The organism is Rickettsia conorii str. Malish 7 (assembly GCF_000007025.1).
Taxonomy (GTDB): domain Bacteria; phylum Pseudomonadota; class Alphaproteobacteria; order Rickettsiales; family Rickettsiaceae; genus Rickettsia; species Rickettsia rickettsii.
Genome location: NC_003103.1, coordinates 1 through 17,109, shown reverse-complemented (window position 1 = coordinate 17,109; position 17,109 = coordinate 1). Strand labels below are relative to the sequence as shown.

Genomic DNA, 17,109 nt, shown 5'->3' with positions numbered 1-17,109 from the left:
AATACTGCGATATTTTAAAATAACTTTGGAAACAGAGTATAATAATTTAAATATTTGATATTTGGTATTTTGTTAGTTTTATTTACAGTATTATTGTTTATTTTTCGCTTTTGTGTTTGTTTAATATTAACCTTTACTAGAAATTCTAATATATTTTTACAGTTTACTTACTGAATGATTATTGCTTTTATTTTTGGCATATTCATCTCTAAATATCGTGTAACAAATTTACATAGCGAAATGCTTTATAAACCTATCATCACTAAAATTAGCGGTAAAATAGAATCGATAAAACCGACTATTATAGGAGGATAAGTAGTATTAAGTCGCATAAAGATAGAAAAAATTAATCGTAACTTACAAAAAGTTAAAAAATTAGTATACCGAAAAAATATATACAAGAAATTAGGGTAAATCACCGAATTACTTTGCTTGCTAAGCTCTATAAGCCGCAAAATAGTATACTACCCGAGGGTTATGATTTTGGTTTTTACGCTTATCTATCGGATATTGGAGCAAACGGCTATGCGATGTCTGAGCCGCAAATTATAGAACGTAATGAAACAAATTTTGATAGTTTTATTTATAGAGTGCGTTCCTATATTTATAATAATTTAATAGAAAAGATAAAGGGACTTTTGCAGCTGCAATATTACTTGGCAAGACAAAAGGTTTAAACAGGCAAATAATGCAGGATATGAGGCAAAACGGTATATCACACGTGCTTTGTGTTTCAGGATTGCATCTATCTTTAGTTGTGATGATTATTTTCCTTACTACAAGGTTTTTATTAAATCTTTCAAATTATTTGGCATATAATTTCAATATAAAATTAATCTCTGCTTATTGTTCGCTAATAGGAAGCTTTGGTTATTTAGAACTAAGCGGTATGCAAGCAGCGACTAGAGCTTTTATTACTGCTGCAATTTTTATTTACGGTATTATATTTATCGGACGCTCTTGCTTTCCCCTTCATTCACTTGCAATTGCGGCTTTTATAATATTATCGTTAAATCCCGAATATATTTTTCATCCAAGTTTCCAATTATCTTTTATCGCCGTATTATCGCTTGTTGCCGGTTATGAATTTTACTTAAAGAATTCATGGTTACTTGGAGAAAAGAAAGGCATTTTTGGAGCAGTAAAATTTTATACAGCCTCAAATATTTATTCAAGCTTCTTAGCAAGCATCATAACGGCACCTGTAGTAATTAATCAATTCTTTATATTTGCTACTTACTCAGTACCAGCTAACCTCATTGTCGTTCCAATAACGTTATTTTTTCTTATGCCTCTTGCTTTGTTATCTCTGCCTTTTACCATGATCGGGTTTGATAACTATATCCTAAAGCTTATGGGATTCTTTATTGATATAATAATAAAATCAGCCGCCTATTTTAATAGTTTACCGGCTGCTGTATAGTATTTCAGTTATATTACAATTTCAGCATATTACTCTTTTTTATTCGGCTTTTTTGGCTTTGTATATGGAAAACTGCTTGGCGTTTGCTTGGTCTTGCAATCATGGCAATATCTTTTATATTTATGTCCTACTCCCCAAAGCCAGAATTAATATTTGATGCAAATCATATGGCGGTAGGCGTTAAAGATAGAGAAAATAAACTAGTAATACATGCTGATAAAATACCTGCTTTCAATAGAACTTACTGGGCTAATTGGTTTGGACAAAAAGATAGTATGGTGTTACCTTTAGAGAATAATATTTTTTAACCAACTACGGACAAAAAATTGTCATTAATAAAGATAATCATTGTGAGAAAGCCGAAATTCATATTAATCTCAATTATAAATCTAAATGCCGCGGGAGCTTAATAACGATTAATAAAGATTAAAAAAAAAGCCCTATTATACTTATCTTTTGCAATAAAAAGGAATGTACGTAAAATCTTAGTACCGGACTGTTCTTGTTCTATGTCATTCCCACTTGGCATTGTTGTGTGGATACTTAGTCGTTATTGCGAGGAAAAACTGTAAGTTTTGACAAAGCAATCCAGTAAAAAATGCTAGTTTTTAACATTTTTTTATTATTTTTCTGGATTGCCACGCTCCTTACAGTCGCTTGCAATAACGACTAAGTATCCACACAACAATGCCAAGTGGGAATGACATAAACGAGCCATATAACAAGGTCCAGTTTTTAGCTAGGATGACATCAAAGTCTTTTTAAAAACTATCCGATACTTTAGGTAAAATCGAATAATGCAAGTTACACACAAAATACTAAAAATCCCCTCAAAAGGATATAGAAAAATCTTGAGTCTCTTAAATGAAAAAGGACAAGCAAGACTTATAGGCGGCTGCGTACGTGATGCGTTACTAGATCTCTTGCATAACAAAACTAATAAAGAGGAATTTGAAGGAGACACGGAACGCAGAATCGCAATGTACATAAACGTACGTGAGGATTCGAGTACCGGATCAACGTACAAATTACCTTTAGAAGCAAGTTATCCAAGAGATCGACTTGAGAAAGGTAGCTGCGATATAGATATAGCTACTAATTTGACACCTAGTGAAGTAACAAATATTTTATCTGGAGCTAAAATAAAAACTATTCCGACCGGTTTAAAATTCGGCACGATTACGGCTACTTTAAATAATGAAAAATTTGAGATCACGACTCTTAGGAAAGATATTGAATGTAACGGCAGACATGCCAAAGTAATATTCACCAACGATTTTGCCGAAGATGCCGCAAGACGAGATTTTACTATTAATGCTTTAAGCTATTGTCCCTTTAAGAACGAGATATATGATTATTTTGAAGGGTTTAAGGATTTGCAGCAGGAAAAGGTTGTATTTATAGGGGAAGCTCTAGATAGAATTAAAGAAGATTATTTGCGAATTCTACGCTTTTTTCGGTTTTCTAGCTATTATGCGAATCAGCTTGATGATGGCAACTTTAAAGCATGTAAAGCTTTAAAAGACGGCTTAAAAACTTTATCACGAGAGCGAATTAAAAGCGAAATGGATAAAATTATTGTTTCAAAAAGAGCAGCACAAATTTTAAAAGCTATGTTTGAAATAGGAATATTAGAACTAATATTCTCTATCCAAAATTATGAAATAAAATTTTTTGAGCAGGCAAATGATTTTAAATTAGAATTAGTTACTCGATATGCACTCTTATTATATTGTCAAAAAGATTTAAATTTAAAGGTCTTTCTAGATTGGAAATTCTCAAAACATGAAGCAATGCAAATATTATCAATAACGAACTTTCTGAATGACGCTAAATTTAACATGAAAAAAATTTGGTTTGAAAAAAAGAATTATAAGGAATATTTATTAGCAGCTAGAATAATCGGTAAATTAAATCATTCACAAGTAAAAGAATTTATTCTTAAATATGATGCGTTATTACGTCCTAAATTCCAAGTAAACGGTAATGATTTGTTAAATATGAATATAGAAAAAAAAAAAATAGGAGCAAAACTAGAATATCTAAAAAATTTTTGGATAGAGCAGGATTTTAAACCTAGTAAATTAGAGTTGTTGGCGAAATTATGAGAGCTAGTACGTCAAACCGTCATTGCGAGGAAAAATTGAAAATTTTGACGAAGCAATCTCGTGCCAAAATCCTGAGATTTCCACGCTCCTTTCAGTCGCTAGCAATGACGATTTGGTATCAACGCAAGCAAGCCTTCACAGAGATGACATACCTAGCATTACTATTCCTTACATTCCTCAGCCTTACTAGCTATGCTACGCCTAAGATAGTTGTAAGTATTACGCCAATCGGCAGCATTGTTTCGATGCTTGTTAAGGATAAAGCGGATATCGAGAGCTTAGCTATTAGTAGTGACTGTCCACATCATTATAATTTAAAACCTAGTGATTTAGTAAAAGTCAAAAATTCTGATATAGCAATTTATATTAATGAACAATTTGACGGTTTTGCCGAGAAATTAATTGATAATCATAGCAAAAACATTATAAAAATCAGTGATATTAAATCTTTAACCACTATAAAAGATAATTGGCATATTTGGCTTGATCTTAATAATGCTGTGATTTTACTACAGGAATTTGCACAAATATTTAGTGAAAAATTTCCTGAGCTACAAGAAGATATTAATAATAACCTTTCAACAGCACTTAAAGAATTAAATAAGCTACAAGAGATTAAAAATAATGAGCTTGCAACGATAAAAGACGTAATTTTATTAAGTGACAGTAGCGAGTATTTTTTTCTTAATACTAATATTAAAACTGCAAAATTATATAGCGAAAGTCAAAAAAGCCTCCGATATATAAGCAAGCTAGAAGATTTAATTAAAGAGTCTAATAACAAATGTCTTGTTTTAAGTAATGAACAAAATTCACGATTATACGACAAATTAAACGCTAAAATAATAATATTAAATAGCGAAAACTGGAATGTGCAGAATATAGGTTCCAACACTTTTCAGAATCAATATTTACAAATGATTTATCAAGTTAAAAAATGCATACACTAAATAGCGAAGAAGAGACAAAGAAGCTTGCAAAGCTTTTAGCACAAAGCTTAAAACCAAATGATATAGTTTTACTTAACGGTGACCTTGGAGCAGGTAAAACATTTTTTTGTCGTGAAATTATTAAATATTTTTGCGGTGAAAATACAAGCATTATAAGCCCTACTTTTAACTTACTGCAAACTTATAAAGCATCTAACTTCACTATATATCACTATGACCTGTATCGTCTTAAATCACCTGAAGAAATTTATGAACTTGGATTTGAAGAGGCATTAAACGGCAATTTAATTTTAATAGAATGGTCTGAAATTATTAAGCATTTACTTACTCCGCCTTTAATCGAAGTAAATCTAGAAGCATTAGATAATAATAAACGTTTATGTAGTATAATAACAAATCATAAAGAAAATTCACAAGAATCTTCCCTTATTGATTTTTTACAAGATTCTCCGCTATTCGATACAAAACTTGATATTCAAAGAGATAAAAGCCCTACTAGAAAAGTTAAGTTATAATTATGAACTATTTAATTTTTCTTTTAACTAATTTATAAACTTTTCCATCATTTCTTTTTCCTATAAGAAAGATATTTAATATATTTAAAAAATCCTTACTCTCTTCCTCTGATAAAAAACCACTTTTACTCGCATTTTCCAATACATATCTTCAAGCTGATTAATTTTCTCATATTCTTCATGTGATATAAGAACAACTATGAGCTTACCGTATTATTAATATCTAACTAATCAATTGTCATGTAATAAAAACGCCTTTTCAATAGGAAGTAATTTTAATTCCGGTAACATCGGCATAATTAAATCTATTCCGGCTTTTTCGTTACTATTACCGTGTACCAATATAAAAGAACCATTTTGAACTTTTTCGCCTTTAGCAAGCCATGCATTACTCCCAAGCGGAATAAATCCCAAATCTTTTAATTTTTCTATTAATGTTTGATCGGAAACTAATCCAGGAAAACGAAAGAAAGGTGACGGAGCAATATTATAACTTACTAATATTTTCCCTGCTTCTAATACTTCATTTTCAAAATCATCTTTATTGGAAAGAAGGAAATTATCTTCAAGAGGTTTATCTTTAAAATAAGGATGACTAAATGAATGATTAACCCATGTTATTTGTAAATAACCGTTTTCTTGTTGTTTTAATAACCATAAGAATTCTTCTGTATGCTTATTAATCCATAATCCTGAAACACATATAGCAATCGGAATAGGTTTATTTAGTTTGATCGATAATTCTACGAGCTTTTTAAAAAAATCTTTTTCAAAGCTTTTGGAAGAAGGACACATGTCAATTGTCAAGAACTGTCCTTTTACTTTATACATGCTACTCGTAGCACCGTAATTTTGTTGTATATAAGGTGTAGAGCTATATTTATTTAAAACTTTAATATACGGAGTTTTACTTAATTTTTTTAGAAGATTTTCTTTTTCTATTTTATTCGTAGGTAAAATTACCAGCTCTTGTAGGGCTATTTCAGTTTTAAAAGAATTCGGATCTACTAAAACGAAATATGATTTTTCATTATTTAAATAAGAACGAATAGCAATTCTTATTTTTTTATTTTCAGCAATTACAGGCAAAAATACCGGTTTATAATCAGTTATAATTACTGCTTTTTCACTTGCATAGCTTAAACTAAAAAACAATATTACAAAAATAAAACTTAAAATTCTTTTAATTTATTCGTCTCCATAACGCTCGTATAAAATTCCGCAATTTTCTCTTTTACGGCTAGAGGATCGTTCATTAAATTAACAGCACCTCTAAACTCTGCTGAATTCGGTAAACCGCTACTATACCAGCCAATATGCTTACGTGCAATAGGTACGCCCACAGATTCACCATAATAATCAAGTATTGCCTCATAATGCTCGGTTACGATATCTAGCTGCTCTGCTATAGAGGGAGCAGATTTTTCTTCACCTGTTTTAAGATAATGATCAATTTGTGAAATAAGCCAAGGTTTGCCATATGCTCCTCTACCGACCATAATACCGTCTGCACCAGATTTTTGTAGGGCTTCTTTTGCCTTAGCAAAATTAGTAATATCACCATTAGCAATAACCGGAATCTTTACCGATTCTTTAACTGATCGTATAAAATCCCAATCGGCATTACCGGAATAAAACTGGCATCTAGTTCTACCATGAACGGTAATCATCTGAACACCTGAGCTTTCAGCAATTTTGGCTAAAGTCGGAGCGTTTTTCGTATTATCATCCCAACCCATACGCATTTTAACAGTTACCGGCAGCTTAACCGCTTCAACGGTAGCTTCAAAAATTTTAGCTGCCAGCTGCTCATCCTTCATTAGAGCCGAGCCTGAATAACCGCCTACTACTTTTTTCGCCGGACAGCCAAAATTAAGATCGATAATTTTTGCTCCCATACCCTCATTCATTTTAGCAGCTTCTGCTATCACATTCGGCTCACAGCCTGCTAGCTGTACGCAAGCACTTGTTGCATCATCACGCATAATGGCACTTTTTTTTAGTGACTGCCTAGATTCCACAATCATTGCTCTACTTGCTACCATTTCAGAAACTACAAGCCCTGCACCAAATCTTTTCACTAATCTTCTAAATTCCAAATCCGTAACACCTGACATTGGAGCTAGTATAATATTTGAAGAAAGCTCAATATTGCCGATTTTGATCATAAAAACCGTTATAAAAATAAACACTCATGATATCATAATTAAGTATTTTTGTCTAATATTACTAATTAAGAATAGACAAAAGCCGATTAATCTATTATAAGCTTAAGTTATATTTCCTTACACCCTAATAAATGAAAGAATAGTATAGACGAAGATCAACTTGGAAAAGAGCAAGGAGTCTGTAAGCCGAGGAGCGGAGCGTATACTAATACGTGAGTATCCGAGGACTTACAAAGACGACGAAGTCAAATTTTCAAGTTCATCGAGTATATACGGCCACGTAGCTCAGTCGGTAGAGCAAAGGACTGAAAATCCTTGTGTCGTTGGTTCAATTCCAACCGTGGCCACCACTATTCCTCACTTTAAATCCCGTTATTTTATATCTTCAATTAAATTTCTATTGCATCTGTAAACTTATTTTTGTAATTTTAATTAACTTTAGGTTAATAAGGATAAATTATATTGATAAGATTTGTACTAAAATAGCTACTTCTATTTCAAAAAAGCTTTATAATTCAGTAACAAAAAATAGCTACAATATATTAATTTAATTCTTCTTAATAAAACGTAAATTAATATTTGTGACTTTTTATCTATTTTTTTCCTAGATCTTACAATCAAGTAGACGTTGTTGCGTGGATCGGTTTTTCCGTCATTGCGAAGAATTTGCATAGCAATTGACGAAGCAATCTCAGGAGTTTGTTATTATTTCATGAGACTGCCACGCAAGCCTACGGCTGCTCGCAATGACGACATCATTCTTTACTTAGCAATACCTTTTATTCCACCTGTAAATTTTGTTGCATAATAAAACTATCACTTATATACTGTCGCTAATGATTAATTTGCTTAAAGTTATATGGTAAGTAGTAATTTTTATAAAAATCTAGGGCCACGAAAACTAACAGCAATTATAGATTTTTTACACGATATTATAGCACCTCCTAAGATTCATGAAGATATAGCTATTCATGATATTAAAATTCTGCAGGAAGCATCACCAAATGATATTAGCTTTTTAAGCAATCCTAAATACTCCGAATTTTTAAAAACTACCAAAGCTGCTGCTTGTATAGTGCCGAAAAATTTTACGGGAGAAGCAAATCCAAACACTGTTTTATTACACGCCCAGAACCCATATTTTGCTTACGGCAAATTAATAGATTTTTTTTATGCTCCTATTAAATCATACCCTGCTAAAATAATGAAATCCGCTATTGTTGCAGATTCGGCGACTATCGGAAAAAATTGTTATATAGGTCACAATGTAGTTATTGAAGACGATGTTATTATAGGTGATAATAGTATTATAGAAGCTGGAAGTTTTATAGGTAGAGGAGTAAATATCGGCAGAAACGCTAGAATAGAACAACATGTTTCAATAAATTATGCAATTATAGGCGACGACGTCGTAATACTTGCAGGTGCAAAAATTGGACAGGACGGGTTTGGATTTTCTACCGAAAAAGGCGTACATCACAAAATATCTCATATAGGAATAGTTAAAATCGGCAATAATGTTGAAATTGGTGCAAACACTACTATTGATAGAGGATCACTTCAAGATACAATTATAAAAGATTTATGCCGCATAGATAATTTAGTACAAATAGGGCATGGCGTCAAAATAGGTAAAGGCTCTATTATCGTAGCACAAACAGGTATAGCAGGAAGTAGCACGATCGGTAAATATTGTACTCTTGGAGGGCAAGTAGGAATCGCCGGACATCTAAATATAGGCGACGGGGCACAGGTAGCGGCACAAGGCGGTGTAGCACAAAATATAGAAGCAGGTAAAATTGTCGGCGGCAGCCCTGCAATTCCTATTATGGATTGGCATAGACAATCTATTATTATGAAACAATTACTAAAGACCTCTAATAGCAAATTAAAAAAGTAGCTTGCTATTGAAAAGAGCTTTGTTGTTGCATGAATACCTGAGTCGTCATTGTGGGCAGCCATAGGCTACGGTGGCAATCCAAAAAAATTAGCAAAAAGTGCTGATTTTAGTACTTTTTACTAGATTGCTTCGTCAATTATTTCATAATTTCCTCGCAATGACGGAAAATTTACATTAAAGAAGAGATCTAAATAAATGATCATAGATATTACCGAAATCATGGATTGGATACCTCATCGCTATCCATTTTTATTAGTAGATAGAGTACTTAAAATCGATCCTAACAAATCAATAACAGGTATTAAAAACGTTACTGTTAACGAACCGCAATTTACAGGACATTTTCCGGCAAGGCCTGTTATGCCCGGTGTTCTAATGGTTGAGGCTATGGCACAATTAGCTGCTATATTAGTTGCTAAATCTTTAGGTTCTACTAAGAATAAAGAAGTGTTTTTAATGACTATCGAAAATGCAAAATTTCGTAGAATTGTTCAGCCGGGGGATACTATGCATATCCACGCTGTTATTGATCAGCAAAGAGCTAACGTATGGAAATTTTCAAGTACGGTTACGGTCGAAGGTGAAATAGCTACAGAAAGTAAGTTTACCGCAATGATTAAAGATAAAACATAGGGACATAGTGTCAAATTCTAATATCCATACTACAGCTGTAATTGCAGAAGGTGCAAAGCTTGGTAAAAACGTAAAAATCGGACCGTATTGTATTATAGGTCCTGAAGTTGTGCTTCATGACAATGTCGAGCTAAAATCCCATGTAGTAATTGAAGGGATTACCGAAATCGGCGAAAATACCGTAATCTATCCTTTTGCATCAATAGGTCAACCTCCACAAATCTTAAAATATGCTAATGAGCGATCAAGCACGATAATTGGCTCTAATAATACTATTAGAGAATATGTTACGGTACAAGCAGGAAGCCAAAGAGGCGGAATGATGACAAGAGTAGGAAATAATAATTTATTTATGGTCGGCGTCCATATAGGTCATGATTGTAAAATCGGCAATAATGTAGTATTTGCTAATTATGTAAGCCTAGCAGGTCATATTGGGGTAGGTGATTATACAATAATCGGCGGACTGTCTGCCGTACATCAATATGCTAGAATCGGTGAATATTCGATGATCGGCGGGCTATCGCCGGTCGGAGCAGATGTAATACCGTTTGGGCTTGTAAGTAGCAAACGTGCGGTGCTTGAGGGCTTAAATCTAATCGGTATGAATAGAAAAGGGTTTGATAAAGTAAAGTCTTTAAGTGCTTTAAAAGCTATCGAAGAAATTTTCTCAGGTGAAGGTAATTTTGCTGAGCGTATAAAACAAGTTGCTGAGAAATATAACAATAATTCTATAGTAATACAAATTATCGATTTTCTTAATCAAGATAGTAATAGAGCATTTTGTCGTTTTGAGAAGTAAATTTATTTAACTAGCGATATGTAACACTTTGTGTTACAATTAAATATTATAAGGAGGATAAAAATGACAAAAAGTATTACGACTAGTATACGCTTAGAAATAAATTTAAGTAAAAAACTTGAAAAAGCAACTTATGATTTACACCGTGAAAAAAGCTGGATAATTAGTGAAGCATATCTTAAACAACTAGAAAATTCAGACCTAGCCAAAGAAGCTAAACGTCAATCCTTATTAGCTAGTAAAGAAAACAATCCTGATGCCAACTTATGGTTAAAACACAATGAAGAAAGTTGGTTAGATGAATGGAAATAATAGAAATTAAAAAAAGATATATTGTTGCTTGGTGTAATATCTGGAGATTATGGTAAACCTCGCCCCGCTGTTGTTGTTCAATCTAATTTATATAAAAATCATCCCAGTATAACAGTTTGCCTTCACAATGGATTTAATAGATGCCCCACAACTTTTCACCTGTTATTAACTCCTACAGAGCTAAATGGTTTTAATTTAGAATCTCATATTATGGTTGATGAAATTAGTGCTATAAGAAGTGATAAAATTCAAAAAAATTGGTGAATTATCACCTGAACAACTATAAGAGTTAATTGAAGCTATTATATTAAATTATGGATAAATTAGCCACTAATTTTCTCATTTTTTCTTGCAAAGAGTTTTGGCGTAAACGAGTTTTCAAGCTCTTAAAATCAACTATTTCTGCATTTTGATTTTGCTGGCTACATGCAAAAATATATTTCTGCTCTCCTTTAACTTTTTGAATACATTGTCCACAAATTCCTTTCATCATACATTGCATCGGTGAATTAACGCTAACTATTATTTTTGTATTTTCACTGAATATTTCATTTTTTAGACTTTGCAATTCTTCTATTATTTCAGGAGAAGCATTAATTATTACTATATCCACTGAAACTAATTTACGGACTTTTATATCAGGATAGGTAACAAATATAACTTCATTATTATTTTCTTTTAGAACTTTTAATAAGCCTATATTACCGACTTCGAAATTAACAATAACTATTTTTTTATTTTGAGGTATTTCTAGCGGCGAACCTGTCGGTCCCATTAAAACTACTTTCTCATTTTCGGATAATATTTTACATAAGCTAGTAGATTTACCGACTTCAAAAACTATAAAGTTAATTAAGCCTTTTTCTACATCAATATCGATAGGGCTTAAGGCTACAGGCTCTATTAACTTAGCAGCATCTTCAGAATAATTTTGTAAGCGAAAAAACTGTCCGAACTTAAAATTTTTAGCAGCAAGCGGCGAATGAATTATCAACTCAAAAGTTTTATCATCTAAAATATTTATTTTATTAACCCTAGAAGTCAGCAAATAATCAAGCTGCGTACAAAAATCTTTATAACTACCTTTAAATCTAGGATTATTATTTATAAGCTTTTTGTTAATAGCGTCGTACCCTTCTTTGGTACTAGCAAGAGCCTTCACTACACTACCCGAATATTTAGGATTACAATCACCGAAATAGCTATATTTATCCTCATTGAATTGAGTGTTATTTTCTATACCGATTGCCATAATCACGGTTTTGGTTTTGATGTCATTGCGAGGAAATGCGTAGCATTGACGCGGCAATCTTGTTAAGCCAAACTCCTGAGATTGCCACACAGTCTTTGACTGCTCGCAACGACGGTTTCGATTCTCAAACTCCACAGATTCCACATGACCGTATTTATCAACATTAATCCTTAAAGGTTGCATATTTTCCTTAAAATCAACACCGAGTGCTAATGCATATATTAGCTCCTCGTGATTTAATTTATATACCGGCGAATCTTGCAATCTTCCACGATAGTAGACAGTAGCACCCCCAAGCTTATTAAAAACCTTTCTTAATTCTTCATTATTCTTAGCTTCTTTAAACAATTTTGCATGAGCAATAAATTCTTCAGCTATTTCTTTATCTTCCTCCGTTAAATCTTTTTCTATATAATCTTCGGCAAATTCCTCTACTTGTTTTTTATAGTAATATAAACTTTCCGTTGCTGCGTCTAAGGAAGTAAGACCGCCGCCTATTACCGCAATCGGCATCCTAATTACCATATTAGTACTAGAATTTTTCAAAAATGCCCCTCCGTTTTGCAAAGTCATTAAGAAATCAGAAGCCGTTTTTACGCCCTTAGCTTCAAAATTTTCTATATCCAAAACTTTCGGCTGACCTGCTCCAATGCAAAAAGCTATATAGTCAAAACCCAAATCGAAAGCTTGTTCTTTCGTTATATTAAAATCTAAAGCTACTCCGTCATAATATTTGAAATTATTATTTCTCTCTAATATTAGCCGCAATATATCGAGATTGTTTTTATCCCACCGAACAGTAATCCCATATTCCGCTACCCCTCCAAATCCTCTTGGCATTCTTTCCGATAACAAATTTTTATATTCATGCCAAAACTTTATAGGCTTATGAACGTCAAAAGGCAGTAGAGTAATTCTTAAACCGTCAATAGCCACAACATTATGACCTGACCGTAATAAATAATAGCTAAGACTAAAACCTGCAGGACCAAGACCGGTAACTAAAATATTATAATTAGTAGGTTCTTTCGGAAGCGGTGCATAAATATTAAGCGGATTCCAACGAGTAAGCAGTAAATATATCTCTAAGCCGTAAGGTAATTTAAGTGTTTCTTCTAAAATATTTGATTCTATTAATGGGATATTTACCGGATCTTGCTTTTGGTAAATACAAGCTTTTGAGCAATCATTACAAATTCTATGACCTGTTGCTGCAACCATCGGATTATCAATAACGATAATAGCAAGAGCACTTAGGTTAAAACCTTGTGCCTTAACATAGTTCATTTCAGAAATTTTTTGTTTTAATGGGCAGCCTTGTTTTAAATCCGTCATTGCGAGCGACTGCAAGGAGCGTGGCAATCTCGTCAAATCTCCTGAGATTGCCACGTCGCTTCGCTCCTCGCAATGACGGTTCTGAGGTTGCAGTAATCCCTTAGAACAGCTATCCTTATCTTGCTTATGGCAATAAATACAATAATGAGAATGGTTTAAAGCTTCATCTAGATTTAAAAAAGAATCTGTATAGTCAAAATCTACTCTCTCATTTTTTTGATATTTTAATATTTTTTCATCGTCTATTAGATTTTCTTTATCTAGTTTTTGTGGGAGGTTGAATAGGATGTTATCCTGTGGCTTGATACCCTCACACAAATAAACCCTATACGCAGCATACCTAGCTGCTATGTCTAATTCTTCTGCAAAACTTTCTTCTGCCTGTTGCCATATAATTATTTGTTTGGCAAATTCTCTAGAAGTAAAATTCGCACCTATTAAATCAGTTAGTTTTAAATACACATCTTCAAAATCAATATCTTTTATTTTTTCCGGTGGATATTTTTTTACGGCAACACGTTGAACAAATTTTCTTTTACATTCATAAATAATATCAAAATCTTTATGTTTTAACCTTGATATCGTTATTTCTTTTGAAATACAAAATAACTCTGCTAAAAAATCGTCTAAATGAGGGGAAATTTTTAGCAAAAATTCGGAATAATCTTTTGGAATAATGGAGAGAGGAGTCGATCTAAATAACATTAAATCTTTATGCAAAGATCTATCAGCTTTAAAGAGATAATCTAAAAATATTTGATCTAATTTTTTAAGTCCGGTTAAATCTAATTCATTAAAATCTAGATTAAAACCAAGTTTCATAAATAATAAATAACTCTTTTAGAAAATTGTCTATAAATTAAATAACTGATACAAACAGTAATAAATGCAACTATAATAGACTTAACTATCAGCATCATATCCGGTAATGTTCCGTCAATCACCAACGCTTGTACGGGTCTTATAACTAAAAAGAACGGATTAAATTCAAAATATATCTTTTTAGACTCCGGAATTAGCGAATATGGATAAACTATCGGTATACTCCAATAAATAACTCCAAGAATAACACTCAACATTTGCGGAATATCTCGAATATACGGCGTTAAAAATGCTACTGCGATAGAACCGCTAATTACACATATTATTAAGGGCAAAATTAATATCGGCATAAATATTATTTGCCAAGAAAATTTTTCTGGAAATAATAAAATAAAAGCAAAATACATTGCCGAAAATGAGCAAATTAAAGTATATAATTGCCCTAAACTATCCGCAACAGGAAAAAAAGTCTTAGAAATTCTAACTTTTTTTATTATTTGATCACGTGTAACTAAAGAACTTGAACACATCGTTAAGCTGCTTACTATAAAACTCCACAAAGGAATACCGCCGACTAAGTTCATTACCATAAATTCTCTCGGCTGTCTTAATAAAAAACCGAAAAAATATGAAATTACCATTATGTGAATAAAAGGCTGAATTAAACTCCATAAAGAACCTAAAAAAGAATCTTTATTTTGCCTAATTATAGAAGCTTTAACTAGTAATGCTATTGCTCGCCAGTATTTTTTAGAAAAAAAATACTTTATCATTTATGAATTTCCTTGTTGTTGGTTATAGATTTTAAACATTTCCGATGGTGTACCATCACCTATAATATTGCCGTCTTTTAATAAAATACATCTATCGCAATTATCTTTTATAATTTCTTCTTGATGGCTTACTATTATTGAAATAGGAGTATTTTTAAATTTATTCTTCATTAAACTAAGAGATTTTTCTATAAAATAGCTATCGCCTGCCGCAAAAACTTCATCAAGTAATAGAATCTGCGGATTTTGAAATATCGATACAGAAAAAGCAAGACGTGATAACATACCGGAGCTATAAATTTTTATCGGTAAATCAATTTTACTACCAAGTTCTGAAAAATCTATAATTTCTTTTTCAATTTTTTTGCTATATTTATCCAGCATATTATTATATAGCATTAACATTTTAATATTTTCACGACCAGTTTGCTCAGACTCAAAACCAACTCCCATATCTATAATTGCCGCAATATCTCCATGAACTTTGACTGTACCGGATTTTAACGGATATATTCCGGCGATTAACTTTAGAAACGAACTTTTTCCCGAACCGTTACTCCCTATAAAAGCTATTTTTTCTCCCTCATAACAAGAAAAATTAATATTGTTTAATATAGGTATATTTGGAGAAAGAGAGACTCCTTTTTTCAAGAAGAAATGCTTTAAACCTTGAGCTCTTTTATGAGTATCAATACCTTCAACATAACCATTAGTTATCTCTATAAATACTTTTGGATAGCTAAGTGACATAAAATAAATATTAAATAGATTTATTAATCCAATCTAAAAGAGAATTTTTTTGTTGCAAACCTATTTTAGTATCTTTTTGTTCACCATTTTTAAATAACATTATCGTTGGAATACTACGAATACCGTATTCTGAAGGAGTGTTAGGATTTTCATCAATATTCATTTTAAGTACTTTTACTTTGCCTTGTAATTCTTTACTGATTTCATCTATTATCGGTGTTAACATTTTACACGGTCCGCACCATTCTGCCCAAAAATCAACCAATACAGGTAAATCCGATTCTAATACTTCCTTTTTAAAAGAGCTATCCATTACGTTATTTGCCATAAATTCCTCTATGTTTTTGCAGCATTGTCCATATGGCTTTTATGTCATTCCCGCGTGTAGGCGGGGATGACATCGAGTAGGTTTTTCAATCTATGCAACAAAGTCGCTTTTAGCTAGGAATGACATAGTGTTGCTTTCGGATTCATATGGACAACATCTATATTTATAAATAAAATTATAAAGTACAGGCTTCTACTTGTAAATAATGAAAATCTTTTATTTATTATATTTATTTTTTCTATTATAATATATTCGCATTATTAAAGCTGCTGTTTCCTCTATTGATCTAGTCGACACATCAATTACCGGCCAATTTCTTTGATCACAAATTTTTCTGACTTCTAGGCACTCTTTTTGTACTATATTAAAATCCGTATAGCTTTTATTTTCGTTAATTTGTAATAGATTTAATCTAGCTTCTCTTATCTCAATTAACCTATTTGGATTAATAACGAGTCCTACTACCAATTGATCTATATCTTTTTCTATAAAATCAGGAAAGGGGCAATTATAAACATAAGGAATATTGGCAGCTTTTAAACCGTTATACGCTAGAAATACGGAAGTCGGTGTCTTAGAAGTTCTAGAAGGACCTATTAATATTATATCAGCCTCTGATAATTCATTAAGCATTTGTCCGTCATCATGTCTTATAGCATAATCTATGGCATTAAGTGTATCAAAATAAGTTTTATCAAATTTATAATTGTAATTCTGTTCTTTTTCTATTTCAATACCTGAAAAAACAGACATTTCTTTAATAATTTTACCTATTACAGAAATACATGGAATTTTTAATTCATAGCAAAATTTCGTTAAAGTTTTTCGGAGTTCTTGATCGGCAATCGTGTATAATACTATCCCATGTTTATATTCTATTTTACTTAATACTTCATTTAGCAATTCCAAATTTCTAATCATTGGCCAATGATATAATTTTGGTTTTACGGAAGTAAATTGTGCAAGGGCAGAATTTGCTGTATATTTTGCAGTTTGCACGGAAGAGTCTGAAACTAAGTGAATAATTAGCTTTGTCAT

At 32.0% G+C, this 17,109-nt stretch carries 19 protein-coding genes and 1 tRNA gene; 13 read left to right on the top strand and 7 right to left on the bottom strand.

Annotation, left to right across the window (positions count from 1 at the left end; translation table 11 throughout):
* The first annotated feature begins 174 nt into the window (after window positions 1-174).
* The 7 genes from RC_RS09520 (at window position 175) to tsaE (ending at window position 4,996) form a co-directional block, all read left to right on the top strand.
* Entirely contained in the window at window positions 175-315 is a 141-nt protein-coding gene (locus tag RC_RS09520) for a hypothetical protein (RefSeq protein WP_014410261.1), read from the top strand.
* Window positions 316-428: 113 nt separating this feature from the next.
* Window positions 429-677 carry a hypothetical protein gene (locus RC_RS00095; RefSeq protein ID WP_010976706.1) on the top strand — a complete coding sequence of 83 codons (249 nt, stop codon included), beginning with the start codon at window positions 429-431 and terminating at the stop codon, window positions 675-677.
* 20 nt (window positions 678-697) lie between these two features.
* Window positions 698-1,423: a ComEC/Rec2 family competence protein gene (locus RC_RS00090; RefSeq protein WP_041471705.1), complete on the top strand. Its 726-nt coding sequence runs from the start codon at window positions 698-700 to the stop codon at window positions 1,421-1,423.
* 101 nt (window positions 1,424-1,524) lie between these two features.
* The gene (locus RC_RS00085; protein ID WP_014362268.1) at window positions 1,525-1,731 is read left to right on the top strand and encodes a hypothetical protein; all 207 of its coding nucleotides are present in this window, start codon (window positions 1,525-1,527) and stop codon (window positions 1,729-1,731) included.
* A 489-nt stretch (window positions 1,732-2,220) separates the two neighbouring features.
* Complete coding sequence (locus tag RC_RS00080; protein ID WP_010976703.1) at window positions 2,221-3,531, top strand: palindromic element RPE1 domain-containing protein; 1,311 nt, start codon at window positions 2,221-2,223, stop codon at window positions 3,529-3,531.
* Window positions 3,528-4,481 carry a metal ABC transporter solute-binding protein, Zn/Mn family gene (locus RC_RS00075; RefSeq protein ID WP_010976702.1) on the top strand — a complete coding sequence of 318 codons (954 nt, stop codon included), beginning with the start codon at window positions 3,528-3,530 and terminating at the stop codon, window positions 4,479-4,481. Before RC_RS00080 ends, RC_RS00075 begins: the two co-directional genes overlap by 4 nt.
* Window positions 4,469-4,996, top strand: a complete 528-nt coding sequence (gene tsaE / locus RC_RS00070) for a tRNA (adenosine(37)-N6)-threonylcarbamoyltransferase complex ATPase subunit type 1 TsaE (RefSeq protein ID WP_010976701.1) — start codon at window positions 4,469-4,471, stop codon at window positions 4,994-4,996. The genes RC_RS00075 and tsaE overlap by 13 nt, the downstream gene beginning before the upstream one ends.
* Window positions 4,997-5,227: 231 nt before the next feature.
* On the opposite strand, the gene RC_RS00065 is transcribed toward tsaE, so the two are convergent.
* The gene (locus RC_RS00065) at window positions 5,228-6,184 is read right to left on the bottom strand and encodes a polysaccharide deacetylase family protein (protein ID WP_100206883.1); all 957 of its coding nucleotides are present in this window, start codon (window positions 6,182-6,184) and stop codon (window positions 5,228-5,230) included.
* Complete coding sequence (gene dusB / locus RC_RS00060; RefSeq protein ID WP_029374420.1) at window positions 6,169-7,164, bottom strand: tRNA dihydrouridine synthase DusB; 996 nt, start codon at window positions 7,162-7,164, stop codon at window positions 6,169-6,171. The genes RC_RS00065 and dusB overlap by 16 nt, the downstream gene beginning before the upstream one ends.
* A gap of 274 nt (window positions 7,165-7,438) precedes the next feature.
* On the opposite strand from dusB, the gene RC_RS00055 reads away from it, so the two are divergent.
* The 6 genes from RC_RS00055 (at window position 7,439) to RC_RS00030 (ending at window position 11,075) form a co-directional block, all read left to right on the top strand.
* Window positions 7,439-7,514: transfer RNA gene (locus RC_RS00055), tRNA-Phe, on the top strand.
* Window positions 7,515-8,023: 509 nt separating this feature from the next.
* Window positions 8,024-9,064, top strand: coding sequence for a UDP-3-O-(3-hydroxymyristoyl)glucosamine N-acyltransferase (gene lpxD / locus RC_RS00050; protein ID WP_010976698.1), 1,041 nt, complete (start codon window positions 8,024-8,026; stop codon window positions 9,062-9,064).
* A 195-nt stretch (window positions 9,065-9,259) separates the two neighbouring features.
* The gene (fabZ, locus tag RC_RS00045) at window positions 9,260-9,697 is read left to right on the top strand and encodes a 3-hydroxyacyl-ACP dehydratase FabZ (RefSeq protein WP_010976697.1); all 438 of its coding nucleotides are present in this window, start codon (window positions 9,260-9,262) and stop codon (window positions 9,695-9,697) included.
* Window positions 9,698-9,704: 7 nt separating this feature from the next.
* Complete coding sequence (gene lpxA / locus RC_RS00040) at window positions 9,705-10,499, top strand: acyl-ACP--UDP-N-acetylglucosamine O-acyltransferase (RefSeq protein WP_010976696.1); 795 nt, start codon at window positions 9,705-9,707, stop codon at window positions 10,497-10,499.
* 63 nt (window positions 10,500-10,562) lie between these two features.
* Window positions 10,563-10,811 carry a hypothetical protein gene (locus RC_RS00035; RefSeq protein ID WP_041471704.1) on the top strand — a complete coding sequence of 83 codons (249 nt, stop codon included), beginning with the start codon at window positions 10,563-10,565 and terminating at the stop codon, window positions 10,809-10,811.
* Between the two features lie 24 nt (window positions 10,812-10,835).
* Window positions 10,836-11,075, top strand: coding sequence for a type II toxin-antitoxin system PemK/MazF family toxin (locus RC_RS00030; protein WP_014410250.1), 240 nt, complete (start codon window positions 10,836-10,838; stop codon window positions 11,073-11,075).
* A 43-nt stretch (window positions 11,076-11,118) separates the two neighbouring features.
* Here RC_RS00030 and RC_RS00025 read toward each other — a convergent pair whose 3' ends face one another.
* The 5 genes from RC_RS00025 to RC_RS00005 form a co-directional block, all read right to left on the bottom strand.
* Window positions 11,119-14,220 carry an FAD-dependent oxidoreductase gene (locus tag RC_RS00025; protein WP_010976693.1) on the bottom strand — a complete coding sequence of 1,034 codons (3,102 nt, stop codon included), beginning with the start codon at window positions 14,218-14,220 and terminating at the stop codon, window positions 11,119-11,121.
* Window positions 14,217-14,993, bottom strand: a complete 777-nt coding sequence (locus RC_RS00020; protein ID WP_010976692.1) for an ABC transporter permease — start codon at window positions 14,991-14,993, stop codon at window positions 14,217-14,219. Before RC_RS00020 ends, RC_RS00025 begins: the two co-directional genes overlap by 4 nt.
* Window positions 14,994-15,743: an ABC transporter ATP-binding protein gene (locus RC_RS00015; protein ID WP_004997012.1), complete on the bottom strand. Its 750-nt coding sequence runs from the start codon at window positions 15,741-15,743 to the stop codon at window positions 14,994-14,996.
* Between the two features lie 10 nt (window positions 15,744-15,753).
* Entirely contained in the window at window positions 15,754-16,071 is a 318-nt protein-coding gene (gene trxA / locus RC_RS00010; protein WP_004997015.1) for a thioredoxin, read from the bottom strand.
* Between the two features lie 216 nt (window positions 16,072-16,287).
* Window positions 16,288-17,109 carry a pyruvate, water dikinase regulatory protein gene (locus tag RC_RS00005; protein WP_010976691.1) on the bottom strand — a complete coding sequence of 274 codons (822 nt, stop codon included), beginning with the start codon at window positions 17,107-17,109 and terminating at the stop codon, window positions 16,288-16,290.